Annotated in this window: 24 protein-coding genes and 1 tRNA gene; 10 read left to right on the forward strand and 15 right to left on the reverse strand. The window is 30.8% G+C overall.

Features of this window, described 5'->3' with window-relative positions:
* Window positions 1–34 precede the first annotated feature (34 nt).
* The 3 genes from I0K12_RS02620 to mraZ are packed head-to-tail and all read right to left on the reverse strand — an operon-like array spanning window position 35 to window position 1,726.
* Window positions 35–367 carry an FtsL-like putative cell division protein gene (locus I0K12_RS02620; protein ID WP_231372685.1) on the reverse strand — a complete coding sequence of 111 codons (333 nt, stop codon included), beginning with the start codon at window positions 365–367 and terminating at the stop codon, window positions 35–37.
* Window positions 368–369: 2 nt separating this feature from the next.
* On the reverse strand, window positions 370–1,266 hold the full coding sequence (gene rsmH, locus I0K12_RS02625; RefSeq protein WP_196885339.1) for a 16S rRNA (cytosine(1402)-N(4))-methyltransferase RsmH: 897 nt from the start codon (window positions 1,264–1,266) through the stop codon (window positions 370–372).
* On the reverse strand, window positions 1,253–1,726 hold the full coding sequence (mraZ, locus tag I0K12_RS02630) for a division/cell wall cluster transcriptional repressor MraZ (protein WP_196885340.1): 474 nt from the start codon (window positions 1,724–1,726) through the stop codon (window positions 1,253–1,255). Before mraZ ends, rsmH begins: the two co-directional genes overlap by 14 nt.
* A 224-nt stretch (window positions 1,727–1,950) precedes the next feature.
* Between mraZ and I0K12_RS02635 the strand changes: the two genes are divergently transcribed.
* Genes I0K12_RS02635 through I0K12_RS02645 form a run of 3 tightly spaced genes read left to right on the forward strand, consistent with a single transcriptional unit; the run spans window position 1,951 to window position 4,022 of the window.
* Window positions 1,951–2,715: an alpha/beta fold hydrolase gene (locus I0K12_RS02635; protein ID WP_196885341.1), complete on the forward strand. Its 765-nt coding sequence runs from the start codon at window positions 1,951–1,953 to the stop codon at window positions 2,713–2,715.
* Between the two features lie 5 nt (window positions 2,716–2,720).
* Window positions 2,721–3,332 (forward strand): ribosome biogenesis GTP-binding protein YihA/YsxC, encoded by a 612-nt coding sequence (gene yihA, locus I0K12_RS02640; RefSeq protein ID WP_196885342.1) that lies wholly within the window; start codon window positions 2,721–2,723, stop codon window positions 3,330–3,332.
* 3 nt (window positions 3,333–3,335) lie between these two features.
* Window positions 3,336–4,022, forward strand: a complete 687-nt coding sequence (locus tag I0K12_RS02645; protein WP_196885343.1) for an RluA family pseudouridine synthase — start codon at window positions 3,336–3,338, stop codon at window positions 4,020–4,022.
* 59 nt (window positions 4,023–4,081) lie between these two features.
* Here I0K12_RS02645 and I0K12_RS02650 read toward each other — a convergent pair whose 3' ends face one another.
* The gene (locus I0K12_RS02650) at window positions 4,082–4,711 is read right to left on the reverse strand and encodes a LysE family transporter (protein WP_196885344.1); all 630 of its coding nucleotides are present in this window, start codon (window positions 4,709–4,711) and stop codon (window positions 4,082–4,084) included.
* Between the two features lie 342 nt (window positions 4,712–5,053).
* Here I0K12_RS02650 and I0K12_RS02655 point away from each other — a divergent pair, with 342 nt between their 5' ends.
* Window positions 5,054–6,031, forward strand: a complete 978-nt coding sequence (locus I0K12_RS02655; protein WP_196885345.1) for a polyprenyl synthetase family protein — start codon at window positions 5,054–5,056, stop codon at window positions 6,029–6,031.
* 35 nt (window positions 6,032–6,066) lie between these two features.
* Here I0K12_RS02655 and I0K12_RS02660 read toward each other — a convergent pair whose 3' ends face one another.
* Genes I0K12_RS02660 through I0K12_RS02670 form a run of 3 tightly spaced genes read right to left on the reverse strand, consistent with a single transcriptional unit; the run spans window position 6,067 to window position 9,728 of the window.
* The gene (locus I0K12_RS02660) at window positions 6,067–6,498 is read right to left on the reverse strand and encodes a thioesterase family protein (protein ID WP_196885346.1); all 432 of its coding nucleotides are present in this window, start codon (window positions 6,496–6,498) and stop codon (window positions 6,067–6,069) included.
* A gap of 6 nt (window positions 6,499–6,504) precedes the next feature.
* A complete protein-coding gene (locus I0K12_RS02665) occupies window positions 6,505–7,548 on the reverse strand; it encodes an ABC transporter permease (RefSeq protein WP_196885347.1) in 1,044 nt (347 codons plus the stop codon).
* Window positions 7,549–7,595: 47 nt separating this feature from the next.
* Window positions 7,596–9,728 (reverse strand): carboxy terminal-processing peptidase, encoded by a 2,133-nt coding sequence (locus I0K12_RS02670; protein ID WP_231372686.1) that lies wholly within the window; start codon window positions 9,726–9,728, stop codon window positions 7,596–7,598.
* 506 nt (window positions 9,729–10,234) lie between these two features.
* Here I0K12_RS02670 and surE point away from each other — a divergent pair.
* From surE to I0K12_RS02700, 6 genes are all read left to right on the forward strand, one after another.
* Entirely contained in the window at window positions 10,235–11,002 is a 768-nt protein-coding gene (gene surE, locus I0K12_RS02675; RefSeq protein WP_196885348.1) for a 5'/3'-nucleotidase SurE, read from the forward strand.
* Between the two features lies 1 nt (window position 11,003).
* Window positions 11,004–11,288, forward strand: coding sequence for a hypothetical protein (locus I0K12_RS02680; RefSeq protein WP_196885349.1), 285 nt, complete (start codon window positions 11,004–11,006; stop codon window positions 11,286–11,288).
* Between the two features lie 3 nt (window positions 11,289–11,291).
* Window positions 11,292–12,413, forward strand: coding sequence for a lipid-A-disaccharide synthase (gene lpxB, locus I0K12_RS02685; RefSeq protein ID WP_196885350.1), 1,122 nt, complete (start codon window positions 11,292–11,294; stop codon window positions 12,411–12,413).
* Between the two features lie 12 nt (window positions 12,414–12,425).
* A complete protein-coding gene (locus I0K12_RS02690) occupies window positions 12,426–13,349 on the forward strand; it encodes a DUF58 domain-containing protein (protein WP_196885351.1) in 924 nt (307 codons plus the stop codon).
* Window positions 13,350–13,413: 64 nt separating this feature from the next.
* A tRNA-Asp gene (locus I0K12_RS02695) sits at window positions 13,414–13,487 on the forward strand.
* A 240-nt stretch (window positions 13,488–13,727) separates the two neighbouring features.
* Window positions 13,728–15,023, forward strand: coding sequence for an anthranilate synthase component I family protein (locus I0K12_RS02700; protein WP_196885352.1), 1,296 nt, complete (start codon window positions 13,728–13,730; stop codon window positions 15,021–15,023).
* Here I0K12_RS02700 and recJ read toward each other — a convergent pair.
* The 8 genes from recJ to I0K12_RS02740 form a co-directional block, all read right to left on the reverse strand.
* Window positions 15,020–16,723, reverse strand: a complete 1,704-nt coding sequence (recJ, locus tag I0K12_RS02705; RefSeq protein WP_196885353.1) for a single-stranded-DNA-specific exonuclease RecJ — start codon at window positions 16,721–16,723, stop codon at window positions 15,020–15,022. The two genes, I0K12_RS02700 and recJ, sit on opposite strands and share 4 nt — an antisense overlap.
* A 103-nt stretch (window positions 16,724–16,826) precedes the next feature.
* Window positions 16,827–17,876, reverse strand: a complete 1,050-nt coding sequence (gene queA / locus I0K12_RS02710; protein WP_196885354.1) for a tRNA preQ1(34) S-adenosylmethionine ribosyltransferase-isomerase QueA — start codon at window positions 17,874–17,876, stop codon at window positions 16,827–16,829.
* 90 nt (window positions 17,877–17,966) lie between these two features.
* Window positions 17,967–19,175: a 3-phosphoshikimate 1-carboxyvinyltransferase gene (locus tag I0K12_RS02715; protein ID WP_196885355.1), complete on the reverse strand. Its 1,209-nt coding sequence runs from the start codon at window positions 19,173–19,175 to the stop codon at window positions 17,967–17,969.
* Window positions 19,176–19,515: 340 nt separating this feature from the next.
* Window positions 19,516–19,770 (reverse strand): hypothetical protein, encoded by a 255-nt coding sequence (locus tag I0K12_RS02720; RefSeq protein ID WP_196885356.1) that lies wholly within the window; start codon window positions 19,768–19,770, stop codon window positions 19,516–19,518.
* Window positions 19,771–19,774: 4 nt separating this feature from the next.
* Window positions 19,775–20,101 carry a nucleotide pyrophosphohydrolase gene (locus tag I0K12_RS02725; protein WP_196885357.1) on the reverse strand — a complete coding sequence of 109 codons (327 nt, stop codon included), beginning with the start codon at window positions 20,099–20,101 and terminating at the stop codon, window positions 19,775–19,777.
* Between the two features lie 4 nt (window positions 20,102–20,105).
* Window positions 20,106–20,774, reverse strand: coding sequence for a leucyl/phenylalanyl-tRNA--protein transferase (gene aat, locus I0K12_RS02730; RefSeq protein ID WP_196885358.1), 669 nt, complete (start codon window positions 20,772–20,774; stop codon window positions 20,106–20,108).
* A gap of 145 nt (window positions 20,775–20,919) precedes the next feature.
* Window positions 20,920–21,285 (reverse strand): DUF3127 domain-containing protein, encoded by a 366-nt coding sequence (locus I0K12_RS02735; RefSeq protein ID WP_196885359.1) that lies wholly within the window; start codon window positions 21,283–21,285, stop codon window positions 20,920–20,922.
* A gap of 11 nt (window positions 21,286–21,296) precedes the next feature.
* On the reverse strand, window positions 21,297–22,157 hold the full coding sequence (locus I0K12_RS02740; RefSeq protein ID WP_196885360.1) for a flavin reductase family protein: 861 nt from the start codon (window positions 22,155–22,157) through the stop codon (window positions 21,297–21,299).
* Window positions 22,158–22,256: the final 99 nt, after the last annotated feature.

Below are 22,256 nucleotides of genomic sequence, written 5' to 3' on the forward strand. Positions count from 1 at the left end.
AGTCGTTTCAATATGTACTTTTTCTCAACCAATACTAATCTTCTTTAGTTATTACTTTTATTTTTTTTGGTGGATGTCCTAAAGGATGCAAACCTTTTTCTGATACTTTTTCTCTGATGGTAGATTCGAGTTTTAGTTTTACAACTTTCGAACGGTTATCTACATACTCTGCTCTCAACTTTAACAACTCTTTATTGAGGTTATTAATTGTCATTATCTTTTGATCTGCCTTATGAGAACTTCCAATCATTATTAAAAACAATAGAACTACAAAAACAATAATTTGCCAATTTCTGATAGAATCTTTACTTACAAGAAACTTTACCTTTAAGAAATCATAAATTTTTTGTTTTAATAATTGCATCATAATTAAATACGTTTTGCGATTCTTAATTTGGCGCTTCGAGCTCTGTTGTTTTGTTTTATTTCTTCATTTGTTGGAATAATCATTTTTCCAACTTTTTTGAAAGGAACACTTACATTTCCGAAAAAATCTTTTTCTGGTTCCCCATCAAACATTCCATTTCTAATAAATCTTTTCACCAAACGATCTTCTAAAGAATGGTAAGAAATCACACTTAATCTTCCATTTTTTTCTAATAAATCAGTAGTTTGTAATAAAAATTCTTTTAAAACTTCCAACTCTTGATTTACTTCGATACGAATCGCTTGATAAATTTGAGCTAAAATTTTATGCGCTTTTGATTCAGGTAAAAATTGTTTCAAAGCTTCTTTTAACTGAAAACTCGTCTTGATTGGCGAATCTTCACGAACTTCTACAATTCTACTTGCAATTGCTCTAGAATTTCTTAACTCTCCATATTGAAATAAAATATTTGCTATTTCACTTTCTTCGTAGTTATTTACAATCTCATATGCCGAAAGACCATCACTTTGGTTCATTCGCATATCTAGCTCTCCATCAAACCTCGTAGAGAAACCTCTTTCTGCAGCATCAAACTGATGTGATGAAACTCCTAAATCTCCTAAAATTCCATCCACTTTTTGTACACCATAAAATCGTAAATAACGACTTATGAATCTAAAGTTTTGAGGAATTAAAGTAAATCTTGGATCGTCAATAATATTTCTCTGTGCATCTTCATCCTGATCAAAAGCGAATAATTTCCCATTTTCTCCAAGTCTACTCAAAATTTCTCTTGAGTGTCCTCCTCCTCCAAATGTAACATCTACATACGTTCCATCTGGTTTGATATCCAATCCATCTACACTTTCTTTCAACAACACAGGGTTATGATATTCCATCTTCAATATTATTTAAGTTTCCCATGACTTCTTCTGCTAATAAAGCAAAGTCATCTACAGTATTTTCAATTGTTTTTTCATACGCATCCTTAGACCAAATCTCAATGATATTAATCGCCGATGCTTGCACTATTTCTTTCGTGATTCCAGAATATTGTTGTAAATCTTTCGGAATAAGCAACCTACCAGAACTATCCAATTCAATCATTTTCACTCCTGCTGTAAAGCTTCGAATAAAGTCATTATTCTTCTTCACAAAACGATTTAGCTTATTAATTTTAGACATCATCAGGTTCCATTCTGCCATTGGATAAAGCTCCAAACATGGCTGAAACACAGATCTTTTCAGAACAAAACCTTCATGCAAAACAGTCTCCAACTGCTTCTTCAATGGAGAGGATAGCATTACTCTTCCTTTTGCATCCATTTTAGCCTCATATGTCCCAATTAGATTCAACATCCACAATAGTACTATTAATCATCAAAAGTAACAATAATTTACCACTTTTTCCCACATTAAAACACTTTGTTGATAACTTTTATGAGTTTTTTCTAATATTTAGTTAAAAACTTGAAAAACAATTTTTTAAAACTTAATTTCAAGGGATTCTATATATAGTGTCAAAAAAATATGATTTTATTATAAAAAAACTATATTTGTGCTTGCTTTAAACCCGAATATTGATGAGTTATAAACTTATAAAAGAAGATAAATTCAATTATATAGAAGTTGGTGAGGGACAACCTATTGTTGTTCTACATGGTTTGATGGGAACATTAAGTAATTTTAGTGGAATTTTAGATTATTTTCCTACAAAAGGATATAAAATTTTAGTACCAGAATTACCAATATATGATTTACCTCTTATTAAGACAAATGTTAAAAATTTAGCAAAATATCTTAATGAATTTATCAAGCATAAACAATTAGAAAATGTAATACTTCTAGGAAATTCTCTTGGAGGACATGTTGCATTATACTATGCGAAGCTTTATCAAGAAAACGTTAAAGCTCTAGTACTTACAGGAAGTTCTGGATTGTATGAAAACTCTATGGGAGATACTTATCCAAGAAGAGGTGATTATGATTTTATCAAGGAAAAAGTACAAGACGTATTCTTTAAACCAGAAACTGCTACAAAAGAAATCGTTGATGAAGTTTTTAGTACTGTAAACGATAGAAATAAAGTAATCAAAACCTTAGCAATTGCTAAAAGTGCGATACGTCATAATATGGCTAAAGATTTACCAAATATCAATGTTCCAACTTGTTTAATTTGGGGTAAAAATGATACGGTAACTCCACCAGAAGTAGCCGATGAATTCCATGATCTTTTATCTAATTCAGATTTATACTGGGTAGATAATTGTGGACATGCAGCAATGATGGAAGTTCCTGAAGAATTTAATGAAATCTTAATAAAGTGGTTTTCTGAGAAAAACCTATAATTTTTATGAAAATAACTAAAAGCGAATTTGTAATTAGCAACACAGATGTAAGCAAATGCCCGAAGGACGCTATCCCAGAATATGCTTTTATTGGAAGATCAAACGTAGGAAAATCCTCTTTGATCAATATGCTTACTGGAAGATCTAGTCTTGCTAAAACTTCTAGTACTCCAGGGAAAACACAATTAATCAATCATTTTAAAATAAATGATCAATGGTTTTTAGTGGATTTACCAGGATATGGATATGCACAAGTTTCTAAGACAAAAAGACAAACTTTTCAAAAATTTATCAAAGATTATTTTGTTCAAAGAGAACAATTAGTTTGTTCATTTGTATTAGTAGATTCTCGTCATTCTCCACAAAAAATTGATGTAGAATTCATGCAATGGCTAGGAGAAAATGGAATTCCTTTTGGAATCATTTTCACAAAAGCTGATAAATTAAAATCTTCTCAATTGAATAAAAATATTCAAGCTTATAAAAAAGAGTTATTAAAAACTTGGGAAGAACTACCAATTAGCTTTGTCACTTCTTCAGCACACAAAAAAGGTGGTGAAGATTTATTAAATTTTATCGACTCTGTAAATGAGGATGTCAAAGATAATTTTAAATAAAAAATGGCATCTACAAAAGATACTTTAAAGGTTATTTATGAAGATAACCACATCATTGTCGTAAACAAACAGGTTGGAGATATTGTACAAGGTGATAAAACTGGCGACACTCCACTTAGCGACATTGTAAAAGAATATATAAAAGATAAGTACAACAAGCCTGGAAATGTTTTTCTAGGTGTTGTACATCGATTAGACAGGCCAACTACAGGAATTGTCGTTTTTGCAAGAACTTCGAAAGCTTTGGAGCGAATGAATAAAATGTTTAGAGAACATAAGGTTCAAAAAACATATTGGGCAGTCGTAAAGAATGAACCTCCAAAACAAAAAGACACTTTAACACATTATTTAAAGAAAAATCCAAAAAATAATAAAGCTTCTCATTTTGTAAAACATGTAGAAGGCAGCAAAAAAGCTATTCTACATTATGAAGTTTTAAAGAAATTGGAAAACTATTATTTACTTCAAATTTTATTGGAAACTGGAAGACATCATCAGATCAGATGTCAACTTTCTGCAATTCATTGTCCAATCAAAGGAGATTTAAAATACGGATCAAAAAGAAGTAATAAAAATGCAGGAATTCATCTTCATTCTAGATTTATAGAATTTACGCATCCTGTATCTAAAGAAAAAATTTCTCTTACAGCAGATTTACCAAAAGATCCTATTTGGAATGCTTGTAACTAAAATAAAAAACTCTCAGCAAAATACTGAGAGTTTTTCTTTTTATATATTCTTTATTTATTTTAAGCTAAAAACATTTTTACCAGTTGAAAAGATCCAATTACAAATAAAATTGCTCCAATTCCTTTGTTTAAATATTTGGAGATATTTTGCACTTTATTTTGAATCAAAACACTCAGTTTTCCATATAAAAATAAAGCTAAAAACTTCCCTACATACACTCCCATAAAAAACAGAATTAACTCATCTAAAGGACGCATAATATTTATTGGAAGCCATTGTTTACTTTCTACAAAAGTAAAAGCAAAAAGCCAAAAAACAAGTACTGGTGGGTTTATTAATGCAAGTAAAAACCCTTTCATCACATTAGAAAAAGAAGATTGTTTTGATTTCTTCTCTTTCTGTTCTTTTTTCAAGAAAAACAAAGTAGCTCCTACAATTACTAAAACCACTGCAATAATCACATTGATTATCTTATTTTGACTAATAAAATCATTTACAAGCATGCTACAGTGTAGCGCAAAATAAGAAAGAATTATCTCGGCGAAAGCTGCTGCAATTACAATTTTCATTGCAGAAATCAAGTTGTACCTAATTGTAGTGTGTACAACAGATAAATTTACAGTACCCAAAGGCAAAGCTCCTAGAAAAGCTAGAGAAACACCAAAGAATAAGTATAATAAATTCATCATGATATTGTAGTTATAATTTCAATTAATTCTAATATTTAGTTGTAAGAATTTTCATTCATTACAAAAATATTACTGTTTTATGATTATTTAACCCAAAAATATCTAAAAACTATCACATCAAATCTTAAGCCAATTTTCAATATTTTAACAAAAATGGATTTTACTTTCATTTATCTAATTTATTTACTCATAGCAAAATACAGTATTTAATATTAATTAGATGTTATTAAATTATCTCTATTTTTTATAAAATTTTAATAGTATCTTTTAATAATATTAAATCATCATAATAAGAAAAGAGTTTTATAGAAAATCTTATCTTTGACGACCGAAATTTTTAAGATGAAGCCAGTAGAGTTAATAAAACAGCCTATTTTAGAGGAAATGGAACTCTTTGAAGAAAAGTTCAAAGAAGCAATGCAGACGAAAGTTCCTTTACTTAATAGAATTACTCATTATATAATTCGACGAAAAGGAAAACAAATGCGACCAATGTTTGTATTTCTTGTTGCAAAAATGGTTTCTAATGGTGATTTCAAAGAAAGAACATATCGTGGAGCTTCTGTTATCGAGCTAATTCATACAGCAACTCTTGTTCATGATGATGTTGTGGATGATAGTAACAGAAGACGTGGATTTTTCTCTATCAATGCACTTTGGAAAAATAAAATCGCCGTTTTAGTTGGAGACTTTCTACTTTCTAAAGGTTTATTACTCTCTATAGATAATGACGATTTTGATGTTTTAAAACTAATTTCTATTGCAGTTCGAGAGATGAGTGAAGGAGAACTTCTTCAAATCGAAAAAGCGAGAAGATTAGATATTACAGAAGATGTTTATTTTGAAATTATTCGTCAAAAAACTGCAACTTTAATCGCTGCTTGCTGTGGAATTGGTGCTGCTTCTGTAAATGCTTCGAAAGAAGAAATCGAAAAAATGAGACTTTTTGGAGAATATGTAGGTATTGCTTTCCAAATTAAAGATGATTTATTCGATTATGGTGAAGAAAAAATCGGGAAGCCTACAGGAATTGATATCAAGGAGCAAAAAATGACACTTCCTCTGATTCATACTTTAAACACTTGCTCGGAACAAGACAGAAAATGGCTAATCAAATCTGTAAAAAAACACAATCATAATAAAAAACGAGTAAAAGAAGTAATTCAGTTCGTGAAAGATAATGGTGGAATGGAATACACTATTGAAAAGATGAACGAATACCACAAAAAGGCAATGGATATTTTAGAAACCTATCCGGAGTCAGAATATAAAACTTCTTTGAAGACAATGGTAAATTATGTTATCGAAAGAAAAAAATAGCTTAAGAATTAACTTAAGCTATTTTTTTTAGACTTTTATAAAACTACAAAATCTGAAGTTCTATCTACTTTATCCATCATTTCTAGAATATCACTTGGCGGAACGGATAGTTTTCTTTTTGCTAAATCCAACCAAGCTCCTGTTACAATTACTTCTGCAGCAACCACTCCATTTGGCTTGATGATTTGATGTTGAAACTTAAATCGATCACCATTTTCAGACATTCCAGCCAAACAAACAGTTACTGTAATATCTTCTCCTAAATTAATTTCTCTTAAAAAATTTGTTTCTTCTTTGAATAAAATTGGACCAAGATTCATTTTGTTTAACTTCAAAATATCAAATCCATTTTCCATCAAAAATCGAACTCTTGCTTCTGCTGCATAATCATTATAAGCAGAATGTCTCATATGTCTGTTTGGGTCAAAATCTGCCCATTTACTTTTAAAAGTATATTCTAATTTCATTATTCTTTATTTAACATCTAATATATCTCTCAGCGAATTTCCAATCATCATAAAAGCCATTACTAAAGACATAATTGCTAATCCGGGAACTATCGCCAAATAGGGTTTCCCTAAAATAATATAATTATAATTATCCTTAATCATTCCTCCCCAAGAAGGTGTTGGTGGTTGCGCCCCAATTCCAAGAAAACTTAACCCACTTTCTACCAAAATTGCTGCTGCAAAATTAGCTGCCGATATCACAATAATTGGCCCAACTATATTTGGTAAAATATGTTTCAAAATAATTCGAAAATCAGAATACCCTAAAACTTTTGCTGCTTGCACATATTGCATTTCTTTCACACTCATTACCTGTCCACGAACTACACGTGCTACTTCTACCCACATTGTCAATCCTACAGCAATAAAAACTTGCCAATATCCTTTTCCTAAAGCTAAAGTTATGGCTATTACTAAAAGTAAGGTTGGAATTGACCAAGTAACGTTTATAATCCACATAAAAAAAGCATCGACTTTCTTCCCGTAATATCCAGAAAGCGCTCCAATAGGAATTCCAATCACCAAGGAAATAAAAACTGCTATAAACCCAATAAAAAAGGAAATACGAGCTCCAATAATCATTCTACTCAGTAAATCTCTTCCATATTTATCTGTTCCTAAAAGAAACGTTTTTTTAGAAATATATTTTTCTACATCTCCATTCCACTCAGAAATTGGGTAAGCTTTTTCTTTTAAAACCTCTGGATTCTCAGCGTACTCTTTTACAAATACGCTATCATTTTTTATTCTATAAGAAGAAATAGCAAGTTCTGTTGCAGTTGTTTTTTTTCCATAAAGAAGTGTTTCAAAAAATCCTGTTTCTTCTTTTTTCAATTCGGGGAATTTTAATATTTCCACAGAAAAACCAGGTCTTTTAGAATGAATTTCCAGATGCATCGAATTGGCATTTGAAGAATCATCTGGAGCTATGAAATAAGCAAAAATAGCAACCAAAAATAGGATTGCAATCCAACCTAAACTAAAAGCTCCAAGTAAATGACTTTTCATTACTTGGAGCTTTGTACTTTTATTTTTTTTCACCAAAATAACAAAATCTAATTTTGCACTAATTTAGGTGATTTTACTTTAAGTTTTTCTAATACTTTTAATGCTTCATCAACATAGATATCTTTTGCAAGATTTTTATGCCAATTCTTACGCTTATCTCCTAAAATTGTATCTACAGCAATTAAAGGTAATTCGTAAGTTGGAGATTTGAATTGTAATTCTGTTTTGAAATCTTTAATCCCATCAAACTCCTTACTCTCAGCATCTCTCTTATCTACATCTTTCACATAATCATCATAGTTTAAATACACAGTATTATCATTCTGAATATCTTTTAACCATCTTGCATTTTTATTAATTAAATCAAAGTATGAATTCTTATTAATTTCTTTTTGACTTTGCTTAATTACTTCGTCATAATTCGTATATCCTTTCCAAGTATTGTAAGAAGCTGCCTCAATCATATCCCATGGAAGTGGGTTTTCTTGATCTCTTTCTCCAATATCCATGAATTGATACCTATCCGGAATTACGATATCAGAACTAACCCCTCTTAATTGTGTAGAACCTCCGTTAATTCTATAGAATTTTTGAATCGTAACTTTCAAATCTCCTAATGGTTTTGGATAGTTGTAAGCTTGGTTTAAAGAATATAAAGTTTGTACTGTTCCTTTTCCGAAAGTTTGCTTACTTCCGATAATTACCGCTCTTTTATAATCTTGCATCGCAGCTGCTAAAATCTCAGAAGCTGATGCTGATAATTCATTTACTAAAATTACTAAAGGTCCATCCCAAACAATTCCTTCTGATTGATCAAACTTTACATTTGGTGACTTATCTCTATATTTTACTTGAACCACAGGTCCTTTATCAATAAATAATCCAGCGATATCAATTGCAGTAGAAAGAGATCCTCCTCCATTATTTCTTAAATCAATAACTAATCCTTTAACTCCCTGAGCTTTTAAACTTTCCACTTCGTGTTTCATATCTGTAGCGGCAGTTCTTTTGTCATCTTCTTTAAAATCAATGTAGAATTTTGGTAAATTAATTACACCATACATATTTCCATTCATTTCTACTGTCGAAGATTTTGCAAAAGTTTCTTCTAATTCGACTTCATCACGAATAATTGGAATTATCTCAACACTTCCATCTATCTTTTTTACAGTTAAACGTACTTCGGTTCCTTTTTTTCCTTTGATATATTCAATTGCATTACTCAATCGCATTCCTACAATATCTACAGGCTCCTCTTCTCCTTGTCCTACTTTAAGAATAATATCTCCTGCTTCTAATTTTCCATCTTTCCATGCTGGTCCTCCAGAAATTAACTCTACAACCTTCGTATAATCTTTTTCTCTACTAAGTCTTGCACCAATACCTTCAAAAGTTCCTGAAATACCTACGTCAAAATCTTCTTTACTTTTTGGAGTTAAGTAGTTTGTATGCGGGTCAAAAACCATTGTCATCGCATTTAAATAAATAGAAAAAGATTGATTATGATCTAATTCATCTAAAAACTCAAAATACCTTTCCATATTATTTTTCACACTCTCACGAGCTTCTTTCTCTAAATCTTTTCTAGATTTTTTCTCAAACTCCTCACCGTCTTTTTCTTTATTTTTCTGAAGTTCTTCGCTATCGTATAATGAAGATAAAACACTTGCTTTTAATTGCTTTCTCCATCTTTCTTTTACACCTTCTGTTCCTTCTCTATAAGGACGGTTTTCATAATCAATATCAAAAGTCTCTTTTTCTTTAAAATCAAAAGGTTTTGCAAGAATATCTACATAATATGTTTTTGCTTCCGCTATTCTTTTCTTATATCTGTTATCTACAAGTTTGAAGAAAGTCAAATCTTCTTGTTTGATCTGATTATCTAATAAAGTTTTATACATAGAAAACTCATCAATATCTTCTTGTGTAAAATATCTTTTAGACGGATCTAAAGAATTTAAGAAATTATCATAAAAAGTTTCTGAAAATTCGTTATCAATTCTATGTGGCTCGTAATGTAAATTTTTTAATACATATCGGATGATACTTATTTTTAATCGATCTTCTTCATTTTGATCATAGACTTTTTTTATCTGGAAACCAAATAAAACACCTGCCAATAAAATTATTGGTATAATTATTTTATAATTTCGCCTCATAAATTTGATGATTTTACGCATTTATTTAGTATTTAAAACTAAAAATATAAAAATAGCTTCAATACTAGTATGAATTACTAAAAAATATGTTAAAATGTATTTTCCCAAAGGTACTGAAAAAATATATTTTCTTTTTTATAAAATATTTTATTTTCTCATGAAACCCCTTTGTTTTCTTAGCTTTTGTCGAAATATTTCTCTAAAAATTTCAACTTGAATACATTATTGAAGCAATACTTTTGCCAATATAACATTTTTACTCAATTATCTTACCAAAGTAAATAATACTTATCATTTTAAGCAGTAAATATTTTATTAATTATTTCATAAATATTGATTTTAAACTTATCCCAAGATCAATTATTGATTTTAAACCTCAAGCCTATATTTTTTGACATATATTATTTTTTCAATAAAATTTCTTCAATTATTATGTAAATATTTCATTCTTTATTATTTTTTAAAACAAAAATTTACTTTACTTCATTTATTTAATTAGCTTTGTTCTAAATAGAAAAACTTTTTAAATGAAAGAAAAGCCATTAATTTTAGTAACTAATGACGATGGAATCACGGCTCCAGGTATCAGAAACCTTATCAAGGTTATGAACGAAATTGGAGAAGTTGTAGTTGTTGCACCTGATAGCCCACAAAGTGGAATGGGACATGCAATTACACTAGATTCTACATTACATTGTCAGAAAGTTATTATAGACGACGGACCACAGACAGAATATAAAACTTCTGGGACACCGGCGGATTGTGTAAAAATGGCAAAAAGCGAACTTCTGAAAAGAAAACCAGATTTATGTGTTTCTGGAATCAATCATGGTTCCAATTCATCTGTAAACATTATTTACTCTGGTACAATGAGTGCAGCTATCGAGGCTGGTATTGAAGGAATTCCTGCTATTGGCTTTTCATACTTGGATCATTCTTGGAATGCCGATTTTTCGAAATTAAATGATTCTATAAAAAATATTGTTATAAACGTTTTAAACAACAAATTACCAGAAGGAGTAGTCTTAAATGTTAACTTTCCAAAATTGGATACGGACTTTAAAGGAATTAAAATCTGTAGACAAGCAAGGGCAAATTGGGAAGAAAAAATGGACAAAAGAACCAATCCACAGGGAAAAGAATATTATTGGCTTACTGGTAAATTTGTAAATATGGACAAAGGAGAAGACACAGACGAATGGGCATTGGCAAATGGTTATATTTCCGTTGTTCCTGTACAATTTGACTTAACAGCACATCACTTTATACAACAATTAAATACTTGGAACTTTTAAAATGAATATGAAAAAAGAAATGGCCATAGGGTTTTTCTCAGGAATCATCGCTACAGCTGTAGGGTTATATTTATATCTACAACTTGCTTTTGATAGCGATTTTGATACTTCTTTAAAAAGAATAATGGAAGAAGGTTTATTTGGGAAAGTAATTAGTTTAGCAGCAATCGCAAATCTTGCTGTATTTTTTATTTTTATTAAAAAAAACAAAGACTACAGAGCAAGAGGAGTATTACTTGCAACAATCGTTATTGCTGCGGTAACCATGATTATTAAATTTTTATAATAAATGAAATATTATATAATTGCAGGAGAAGCTTCAGGTGATTTACACGGATCCAACTTGATGAAAAGTATCTTGAAAAAAGATCCAGAGGCTGAGTTCCGATTTTGGGGAGGAGATTTAATGCAAAGTGTAGGTGGAACTTTGGTAAAACATTACCGAGATCTTGCTTTTATGGGGTTTATAGAAGTTTTGATGAACATCAAGACGATTCTTAAAAATATCAAATTTTGTAAAGCTGATATTTTAGAATACAAACCGGATACTATTATCTTTATTGATTATCCAGGGTTTAATATGCGGATTGCAGAATTTGCCAAAAATCACGGAATCAAAACAGATTATTATATTTCGCCACAAATTTGGGCTTGGAAAGAAGGACGAATCAAAAAAATCAAACGAGATGTTGATGAAATGTATGTGATTCTTCCTTTTGAAAAAGATTTTTATGAGAAAAAACATCAGTTCCCAGTTCATTTTGTAGGACATCCTCTTATCGATGCTATTGCGGATAGAACGCAAGTAGACGATAAAACTTTTAGAACTGAAAATAATTTAGATCTAGAAAAACCAATCATTGCACTACTTCCTGGAAGTAGAAAACAAGAAATTACAAACATGTTGGAGGTAATGCTTTCTGTAACAGAAAATTTCCCTGAATATGAATTTGTAATTGCTGGTGCTCCTAGCCAAGATTTTAGTTTTTACGAACAATTTATCACAAAAGACAATATTAAGTTTATCAGCAACAAAACCTACGATTTACTTTCACTTTCGTATGCTGCTTTGGTAACTTCTGGAACCGCAACTTTAGAAACTGCTTTGTTTAAAGTTCCTGAAATTGTTTGTTATAAAACGAGTAATATTTCTTATCAAATTGCAAAAAGACTTATTAATCTTAAGTTTATTTCTTTGGTAAATTTAATTATGGACAAAGAAATCGTTGTAGAATTAATTCAAGGTGAGTTCAATAAAAAACGTTTGACTTCAGAATTGGAAAAAATCTTAACGATGAAAAAACGAGAAGAACTTTTTGAAAACTATTATGATTTGGAAGAAAAATTAGGAGGAAAAGGAGCCTCTGACAATACTGCTGAATTAATTATAAACGATATTAAAAAAGCATAAAAATAATTTTCTATGAATGAGATTTCTGTTTCACAAATTTCCGAACTAAAATATCTAGACCTTCTAGCAAAACAAGTTGTAGAAGGATTTATTACAGGAATGCATAAAAGTCCATTTCACGGATTTTCTGTAGAATTTGCCGAGCATAAACTTTATAATAAAGGAGAAAGCACAAGGCATATTGATTGGAAATTATTTGCAAAAACAGGAAAGCTTTACACTAAAAGATACGAGGAAGAAACAAATCTGAGATGTCATATTATTGTTGACAATTCGGCTTCGATGCATTATCCTGATATCAAAAATCCGAACATCAAGAATTTGAATAAAATCAGTTTTTCTGCAATTGCAGCTGCTGCGCTTACAGAAATATTGAAAAGACAAAGAGATGCTGTAGGATTGAGTGTTTATAGCGATAAATACGATTATTATGCTCCAGAAAAAGGAAGTGAGCGTCATAGACGAATGTTATTGACCGAACTTTCTAATATGATTTCTAAAAAATCGACTGCAAAAACGGATACGTATAAATTTTTACACCAAATTGCAGAAAACATCCATAGAAGATCTCTGATTTTTCTTTTTACGGACATGTTTCAGGTGGATAAAGACAAAGAAGAATTATTTGAAGCACTTCGTCATTTGAAATATAATAAGCACGAATTAGTACTTTTTCATACGTACGACGGAAATTTAGAATATAATTTTGATTTTGATAACAAACCGAAGAAATTCGTGGATGTAGAAACAGGAGAATCTATCAATTTATTCGCTGAAAACGTAAAAGAATCCTATAAAGAATTGATAGATAATTACTTCCAAGACTTAAAAATGACTTGTATGAAGTACAAAATCGATTACATTCCGGTAGATATTCACCAAGGTTTTGAACAAATTCTAATCTCATATTTGATTAGTAGAAAAAAAATGTTGTGATTTTTTTCAAAAAGCCTTGCAGATATAAAAAAAGCTTGTATATTTGCACCGCAATCAAGCAAACGGTCTGGTAGTTCAGCTGGTTAGAATACCTGCCTGTCACGCAGGGGGTCGCGGGTTCGAGTCCCGTCCAGACCGCGAAAAGCTCCTCAATTTTTGAGGAGCTTTTTTTTGGTTTAAAGATTCCCTTTACTTCAAATAATCAAAACTTATCATTCCCCCTACTCTCATTAAAATTTTCCCCAGCCAAAATACTTTTTCAAAGCAATTAAAGTTTCAGATGAAAATTTGAACAGATATTCATTATTTTTTAGAATAAAAAAATCGTACTTTCAAATTAGTTTCTAATTTTGCAGTCTGAAATCTAGCGAATCGTATATGGAAAGAATTTGGTTGAAGAAAGAACTTTCAGAGGTTTCTGAGTTTAAAGAGAAAATGTTGTTTTGGGCACAAAAGTTTGCCCATATTTGCTGGTTGGATAGTAATTCACATCAGGCGAAATATGGTTCTGTAGATGCTGTTTTGGCTGTAGATGCTGAAAGAGTATTAGATTGCAATTATCAAAATGCTTTTCAAAAACTGACTGATTTTAGAAATGAAGTAAACGACTATATCTACGGATATTTAGCTTATGATCTAAAAAATGATGTCGAAAAACTTACTTCCTCTAATTTAGATGGATTACATTTTTCCGATTTAGTTTTTTTTCAACCTAAAAAAATATTTTCACTACAAGGAAATACGCTTTCTATTGGATATTTAAATCCACAAGAAATTGAAAAAGATTTGGAAGAAATCTCAAACATTTCTTTACCAAAGAATCAAAAGATTTCAGAGAAACAAATCGAAGTACAACAAAGAATTTCGGAAAGTGAATACAAAGAAAAACTAGAACAAGTTTTATATCATATTCATCGTGGTGATATTTATGAAGCTAATTTCTGTATGGAGTTTTTCGCTGAAAATGTAGATTTAAATCCATTTGCTGCTTATCAAAAATTAAATTCGATCTCTACACCTCCTTTTGCTACTTTTTTCAAAACAAAAAATAATTATCTAGCCTCTGCATCGCCTGAGAGATTTGTAAAGAAAAAAGGGGGGCAAATAGTTTCGCAGCCAATAAAAGGAACTTCAAAACGTGGAAAAAACAAAGAAGAAGATTCGAAATTAATTTATGAATTAGAAACCAATATCAAAGAGCGAGCTGAAAACATCATGATTGTAGATTTGGTTCGAAATGATTTGTCTAGAAAAGCAAAAAAAGGAACTGTAGAAGTAACGGAACTTTGTAAAATATACACATTTGAGCAAGTACATCAGATGATTTCTACAATCGTTTGTGAAGTGGAAGAAAAAGAGGATGTAGTTGGAATTATTCGTGATTTATTCCCAATGGGAAGTATGACTGGAGCTCCAAAAATTTCGGCAATGCAAATCATGGAACGACTGGAAGAATCTAAGCGTGGATTGTATTCTGGAGCTGTTGGATATTTTACACCTGATGGAGATTTTGATTTCAATGTGATTATTCGAAGTATTTTGTACAATGCAGAAAATAAATATGCATCCTTTTCTGTTGGTGGTGCAATTACAGCAAAATCGATTATCGAAAAAGAATACGAAGAGTGTTTTGTAAAGGCAAATGCCATGAAAAAAACGTTGGAAGAAGGTTAAATTTCTTCCAAACTATTTTCTTTAATATCTTTTAAAATCAACTGTAATTCCTGTTTTCCATTCCAAGTATTCAAATCCACTTGAAAAGCTGCGGAAAACTCTGAATTCTCAGCAATATCTAATTTTTCTCCTAAATTAAAACCTACTGCTTGTAGTTCTAGATTTTTCTGAAAATCGGCTATTTGTAATTTTAAATGATTTGCATCTGCTCCTATTTTTCTAGCAATATTCGCTTTCAAATGCGAACATTTAAAAACAGGTTTCATATTCGCAGGTCCAAAAGGTGCAAATTGCCTTAAAACAGCATAAAATCGTGGTGTAATCTCCTCAAATTCGATTTCTGCATCAATACTTATTTCTTCAGTTTTTAATTCTTCTGGAAGCGTTTCAGAAACTACTTGTTCAAATTTATTTTTAAAACTCTCATAGTTTTCTTCCAAAATAGTCAAACCAGCAGCGTATTTATGTCCTCCAAATTGCTCGATAAACTCTGAACATTGATCAATTGCTTCATACACATCAAAACCTCTTACAGAACGAGCAGAAGCAGTTAGTTTCCCATTACTTTTTGTAAAAACAATCGTAGGACGATAATAAGACTCAATCAATCTTGAAGCAACAATTCCAATAACCCCTTTATGCCAGTTTTCGTCATAAACTACTGTGGTCATCTTTGAGGTTTCTTCATTTTTGACAATTTGTAAAAGTGCTTCTTGCGTGATTTGTTTATCTAAATCTTTTCTTTGTTTGTTGAAATAATTGATTTCTTTTGCAAAAATTCTAGCATCGTCTTCATTTGTTTCTGTCAGAAGCTTCACAGCATTTAATCCATGTTTGATTCTTCCTGCTGCATTAATTTTAGGAGCAATTCCAAAAACAACATCTGTAATCGTCATTTTTTTATTTGAAACATCTTTTAAAGCTTTAATTCCAATTCTTGGCTGCTCATTTATTATTTTTAAACCAAAATGCGCTAAAGTTCTATTTTCTCCAGTCATCGGAACAATATCAGCTCCAATACTCACAGCAACCAAATCCAAATAAGGATATACTTCATCAAAACTTTGTTTATAACTTTCATTCAAAGCTTGAATTAATTTAAAACCAACACCACATCCCGAAAGCTCATCATAAGGATAATGACAGTCTTTTTGCTTTGGATTTAAAATAGCATCTGCATCTGGCACAATTTCTCCAGGCCTATGATGATCACAAATAATAACAGAAACGCCATTTTCTTTTGCATATTTGACTTTATCCATTGCTTTAATTCCACAGTCAAGAGTGATCATTAAAGAAAAATCATTGTCTATCGCAAAATCAATTCCTTGAAAAGAAACTCCATAACCTTCCGTATATCGATCTGGAATATAACTAGCAACATTTGGTGTCAAAGTTTTTAAATAAGTAGACATTAAAGAAACCGCCGTAGTTCCATCCACATCATAATCTCCATAAACCAAAATATTTCCATTTTTAGAAATCACTTCTTGAATAAGATTTACAGCTTTCTCCATATCTTTCATTAAAAAAGGACTGTGTAAATCTTCTAAAGATGGTCTAAAAAACTGTTTTGCTTGCTCAAAAGTTTCAATTCCTCTTTGCACCAATATTTTAGCTAAAGTATTACTTACATTAATTTCTTTCGAAAGTTGTTCAATTTTTTCAGGATTTGGTTCTTCTTTAATAGTCCAACGCATATTTTTTAGTTTTTGCAGAAATCCGAAGATACTTAATATTTTACATAAAAAAAACTCTAGAATTGTCTAGAGTTTTTTAAATAATTTATGTTGTAATGAATGATTATAAAATCAACATTGCATCACCGTAAGAATAGAAATTATATCCTTCTTCTACAGCTTCTTTATAAGCTCTCATTAATAAATCATAACCAGCAAAAGCAGCAGTCATCATCATTAAAGTAGATTGTGGTGTATGGAAGTTTGTAATCATACAGTTTGCGATACTAAACTCATAAGGAGGGAAAATAAATTTATTTGTCCATCCAGTATAAGGATTCAAATGTCTATCTGCAGAAACTGAACTTTCGATAGCTCTCATTACTGTTGTTCCAACAGCACAAACTTTTCTTTTACTATCAATAGCACTATTTACAACATCCGCTGTATCTTGTAAAATTTCGATTTGCTCAGAATCCATTTTATGTTTAGATAAATCTTCAACTTCTACTGGGTTGAAAGTTCCTAAACCAACATGAAGTGTTAATTCTGCAAAGTCAATTCCTTTAATTTCCAAACGCTTCATTAAGTGCTTAGAAAAGTGCATTCCAGCAGTTGGTGCTGCTACAGCTCCTTCATGCTTTGCATAAATTGTTTGATATCTTTCTTCATCTTCTGGCTCAACATCTCTTTTGATATATTTTGGAAGAGGAGTTTGTCCTAACTCCTTTAATTTAGCTCTAAACTCTTCGTATGAACCATCATATAAGAAACGTAATGTTCTTCCTCTTGAAGTAGTATTGTCGATTACTTCTGCAACTAAACTTTCATCTTCTCCGAAGAATAATTTATTACCAATTCGGATCTTACGAGCAGGGTCTACTAATACATCCCAAAGTCTTCCTTCTGCATTAAGCTCTCTTAATAAGAAAACTTCAATACGAGCTCCAGTTTTTTCTTTCAAACCATATAGCCTTGCAGGAAATACTTTAGTATTATTCAAAATCATTAAATCTCCCTCATCAAAATAGTTGATCAAATCCTTGAATGTTTTATGTTCAATTGTTTGTTCTTTTCTATTTAAAACCATTAAACGAGCTTCGTCCCTGTGTTCTGCAGGGTGCTCAGCTAATAATTCTACAGGTAGATCGAATTTATAATCTGATAATTTCATAAAATGAATGTTTTTTCAAAATGTGAGCAAATATACAACTTCAAAATAGGCGTTGTCAAGTGTTTAGGCTTAAAAATTATTATAAATTTTTTATTTTGTTAATTTACTAAAATCTTTCCAGAAATCCGTATATGATTTCGTTACAACTTCTTGATTTTCAACAAACAAACTATTTTTTAGACAAAGAGGTGCAAAAGCCATTGCCATTCTATGATCATTATACGTTACTACAGAAACATCAGAAAGCATTGTTTTTGAGTTTTTTAGCTCTAAACTTTCGTCTGTAATCATTACTTCTGCTCCAAATTTCTCCAATTCTGTTTTCAAAGCAACCAAACGGTCTGTTTCTTTGATTTTTAACGTATGTAAACCTGTCATTTTAGTCGCAATACCTAAACCAAAACAAGTTACAGCAATTGTCTGTGCAATGTCCGGCGCATTACTCAAATCTAATTCTAAAATCTCTGGAAGTTCAAAATTTTCAACTTTTTCTAAATGCAAAGTATTTTTCTCAAAACAACTTTTCACACCTAATTTCTCATAAATATCTACAAGAACACTATCACCCTGTAAACTTTCAGGTTTATAGGTTTGTAGCGAAACTTTTCCTTTTGCGCTTAAAGCAATCAAACTAAAATAATAAGAAGCAGAGCTCCAATCAGATTCTACCGCAAAATCTTCTATTTGATTTTCTTTCAAAGGAAAAACCTGAATACTATCTTCTTTCCATTCTAGAGAAACACCTAAACTCTCCAAAAGAGAAGTTGTCATTTTGATGTATGGAATCGAAGTTAATTTACTTGTAAAATTAATTTTTAAACCATTTTCCAACGAAGGTGCAATCAATAAAAGCGCAGAAATATACTGACTCGAAACATTTCCTTGAATCGAAACTTCTTTTTGCTCAATTTTCCTTCCTTTAATTCGAATTGGCGGATATCCTTCTTCTTTTTCATAAGAAATCTCCACACCAAGACTTCGCAACGCATCTACCAAAATTCCAATTGGTCTCTCTTGCATTCGCTTCGAACCCGTCAGAACTTTTACAGAATTTTCTCTAGAAGCAAAAAAAGCAGTCAAAAATCGCATTGCAGTTCCCGCATGCCCAATATTAATCACTTCTTCTGACTTTAAAGCCTTTTGTAAAAGTTTCGTATCATCCGAATTCGATAAGTTTTCTATCTTAATTTCAGGAAAAAGTTGTTGTAAAATCAACAAACGATTCGATTCACTTTTAGAACCACTAATCGTAATTTCTCCATCAATTTCTCCATTATATTTTGGTAAAAATACAGCCACTTTCTAAATGTTTTTTCTTTTAAATAATTTTCTTCTTCATTTGGAGCTTCCCTTTTCTTCGTTTAAAAAAACTCAGAAAAGGTCGGGCTTTCCGCTATATCTTTTGCTCCGTACCTCCGCAAAAGGATGCCGCTGCAATCCCTAAGCCACATTATTTCGTTCATCAATAATTTCTCCATACAAATGAACTTATAATACAAAAACAATAAGCACACTTTACAAAAGTGCGCTAGAGTTAATTAAATAATATGACTCACTTTAATAATATACAGGTGAATTTCTTAATTTCTAATAAAAAGTAACACACCCCTTAATCCCCTCTCAAGAGGGAAAGTGAAATTTATTTATTTCCTTTTGCTTTAAAAAACTTATAATAACCAGTCATAAAAGCTCCATAAAACAAAGAAAATATAGCTTGATTTCTTGCAAAATATTTCCATTTTCCATCTGCGAAATATTCATTGATCATTCCGTCAAAACCTCCTTTAAAAACCATTGCAGAAAGTAACCTGATGATAGTAACAACTACCAAGAAAATCAATGTAAATCGAATGAATAAAGAAACAGCAGAAGCATTTTTATATGGATCGTTCATCTTCTTATTTTAGTTTTTCGTTATTATGATGTCTATCGTGATCTCTTTTTGTTTTAAGATCTAATTTTTTATCAAATGAGTCCTGTAAATCAATTCCTGTTTGATTTGCCAAACAAAGTAAAACGAATAAAACATCCGCAAGCTCTTCACCTAAATCTTTGTTTTTATCACTTTCTTTCTCGCTTTGTTCACCGTATCTTCTTGCAATAATTCTAGCAACTTCACCAACTTCTTCTGTTAGTTGCGCCATATTTGTCAATTCGTTAAAATAACGAACTCCATGTTCTTTAATCCAATTATCAACAGCTAATTGTGCGTTTTTAATGTCCATTTGATTATTTTTTGTTCAAATTATGATTTGATTGTTTTCCTTTTTTTAAATACTCTTGAAATTCTTCTCTCGAAATTTCAACAGCTCCCAAACTAGCAAGATGATTGTTATATACCTGACAGTCGATAAGTTCATATCCTTTATTTTGATAATATTTAGCCATTTCAATAAATGCAACTTTCGAAGCATTACTCATTTTACTAAACATACTTTCGCCACAAAAAATAAAACCTAAATCTAAACCATATAAACCTCCAACTAATTTTTCATCTTTCCAGACTTCAAAAGAAATTGCGATTCCAAGCTCGTGAAGTTTGATAAAAGCATTTTCTAGCTCGTCTGTAATCCAGGTTCCAAGTCCATCACCTCTGTCAATTGTTTTACAATTTCGGATAACATCCTGAAAACATTGGTTCATTGTAACTTTAAATCCTTCTTTTCTAAGAACAGAACGCATACTTTTCGAGATTTTCACTTCTTCAGGAAAAAGCACCATACGCTCATCTGGACTATACCAAATAATTGGTTCATCTTCTGAATACCATGGAAAAATACCGTTATTATATGCTAAAAGAAGTCTATCAATAGACAAATCACCTCCGATGGCAAGAATACCATAAGGATCTGTTCTATCCACAGGTGGAAACTCTAATTTTTCGTTTAAAATTACCATGTAATATTTCGCTCTTTTCTACAAAAATAATGAGAAAAACGTCAATTTATTCTTCTCAAAATCTTAAAATGCAAAAAGAAGTTACCTACGGATAGATAACTTCTTTTCTCAAAATATTTTAATAAAACCTTATATTGTTTTAATATTAAAATGGTAAGTCATCTGGTTCATTTGATCCGAAATCAGATGGAGCTGGTTCAAAACCTGCAGTAGAACCTGAATCTGGAGCATCTTGTACTAAATTCTCGATCTTCCATCCTTGAATAGAATTGAAATATTTAGCTTCACCTTGTGGATTAATCCATTCTCTACCTTTTAAGTTGATGTAAATTTTCACATCTTGTCCTACTTGAAAATTATTTAAAACATCACATTTGTCTTGAATAAATTCAATCATTAACATTTGTGGGTACTGCTCATCAGTAGTTAAAACTAATTCTCTCTTTCTAAATCCGTTTGCACCAAATGTTTGTGTTTCGTTGATGATTTTAATTTTCCCTGTTACTTCCATTATATTTTTACTTATTTAATTAACAGAACCTTCCAAGCTTTTTCAATTTCTTCATTTGCTAAAAAGTTCTGTGCAAATTTATGTCTTTTATTTAAATTAATACCAACATATTCAGGATATTCGTTTGCAAAATTTTCTAAGTCCGCTTCAGACGGTAAAGTTTCAACATTTCCAAGCATTCCTAAATCGTTTCCTGTCAATACTTCACTTGTACGAATTTCTTCTGGTAAAGCATCTACTCCTATTCCATGTGTTGTCAATGGTTTTGGAATTTCGAAGAATCCTTCTTTTGCTCTCGAATAGTAACTTCCTCCCATTCTTGCAACCAAATCAATCTTTACTTGGTCAATTGCTCCATTTTCATCCAAAACATCTTCGTTTACATGAAGTTTTACAACCTCACAAACGATTAAGTTTCCTGCTCCACCTTCATTTCCTAGCTCAATTACCTCGTTTACTTTACATTCAAATTGTACTGGAGATTCTTTTACTCTAAATGGCTTTACAATATCAGAAGGCTCCATTGTCAATCCTGATTTTAAAAACTCATTAATTCCATCAGGATATTCTGTAGAAGAAAGTGACATTTGGTGAACGATATCATAATTTACAACATTAATTACAACCTCACCAGTTGCTTTTGCATTTTCTAAAGTATGTTTTGTAGTGTTATTTCTCACTCTTCTTGCAGGAGAAAAAATCATGATTGGTGGATTTGCACTAAATACATTGAAGAAACTAAAAGGAGAAAGGTTTGGATTCCCTTCTTCGTCAATCGTACTTGCAAATGCAATAGGTCTTGGGGCAACAGCTCCTAATAAATAGCTATGAAGCTTTGCAGTTGGTATATCTTTTGGATTTATACTTAGCATAATTTTTCAATTTTAGGAAAACAAAAATAGGTAATTTTTATGGCACCAAATAAAACTGCATAAAAAAAGCACAGAAGAAAATCTTCTGCGCTTTAAACT

The sequence above is a fragment of the Aureivirga sp. CE67 genome, assembly GCF_015767245.1.
GTDB lineage: Bacteria > Bacteroidota > Bacteroidia > Flavobacteriales > Flavobacteriaceae > Aureivirga.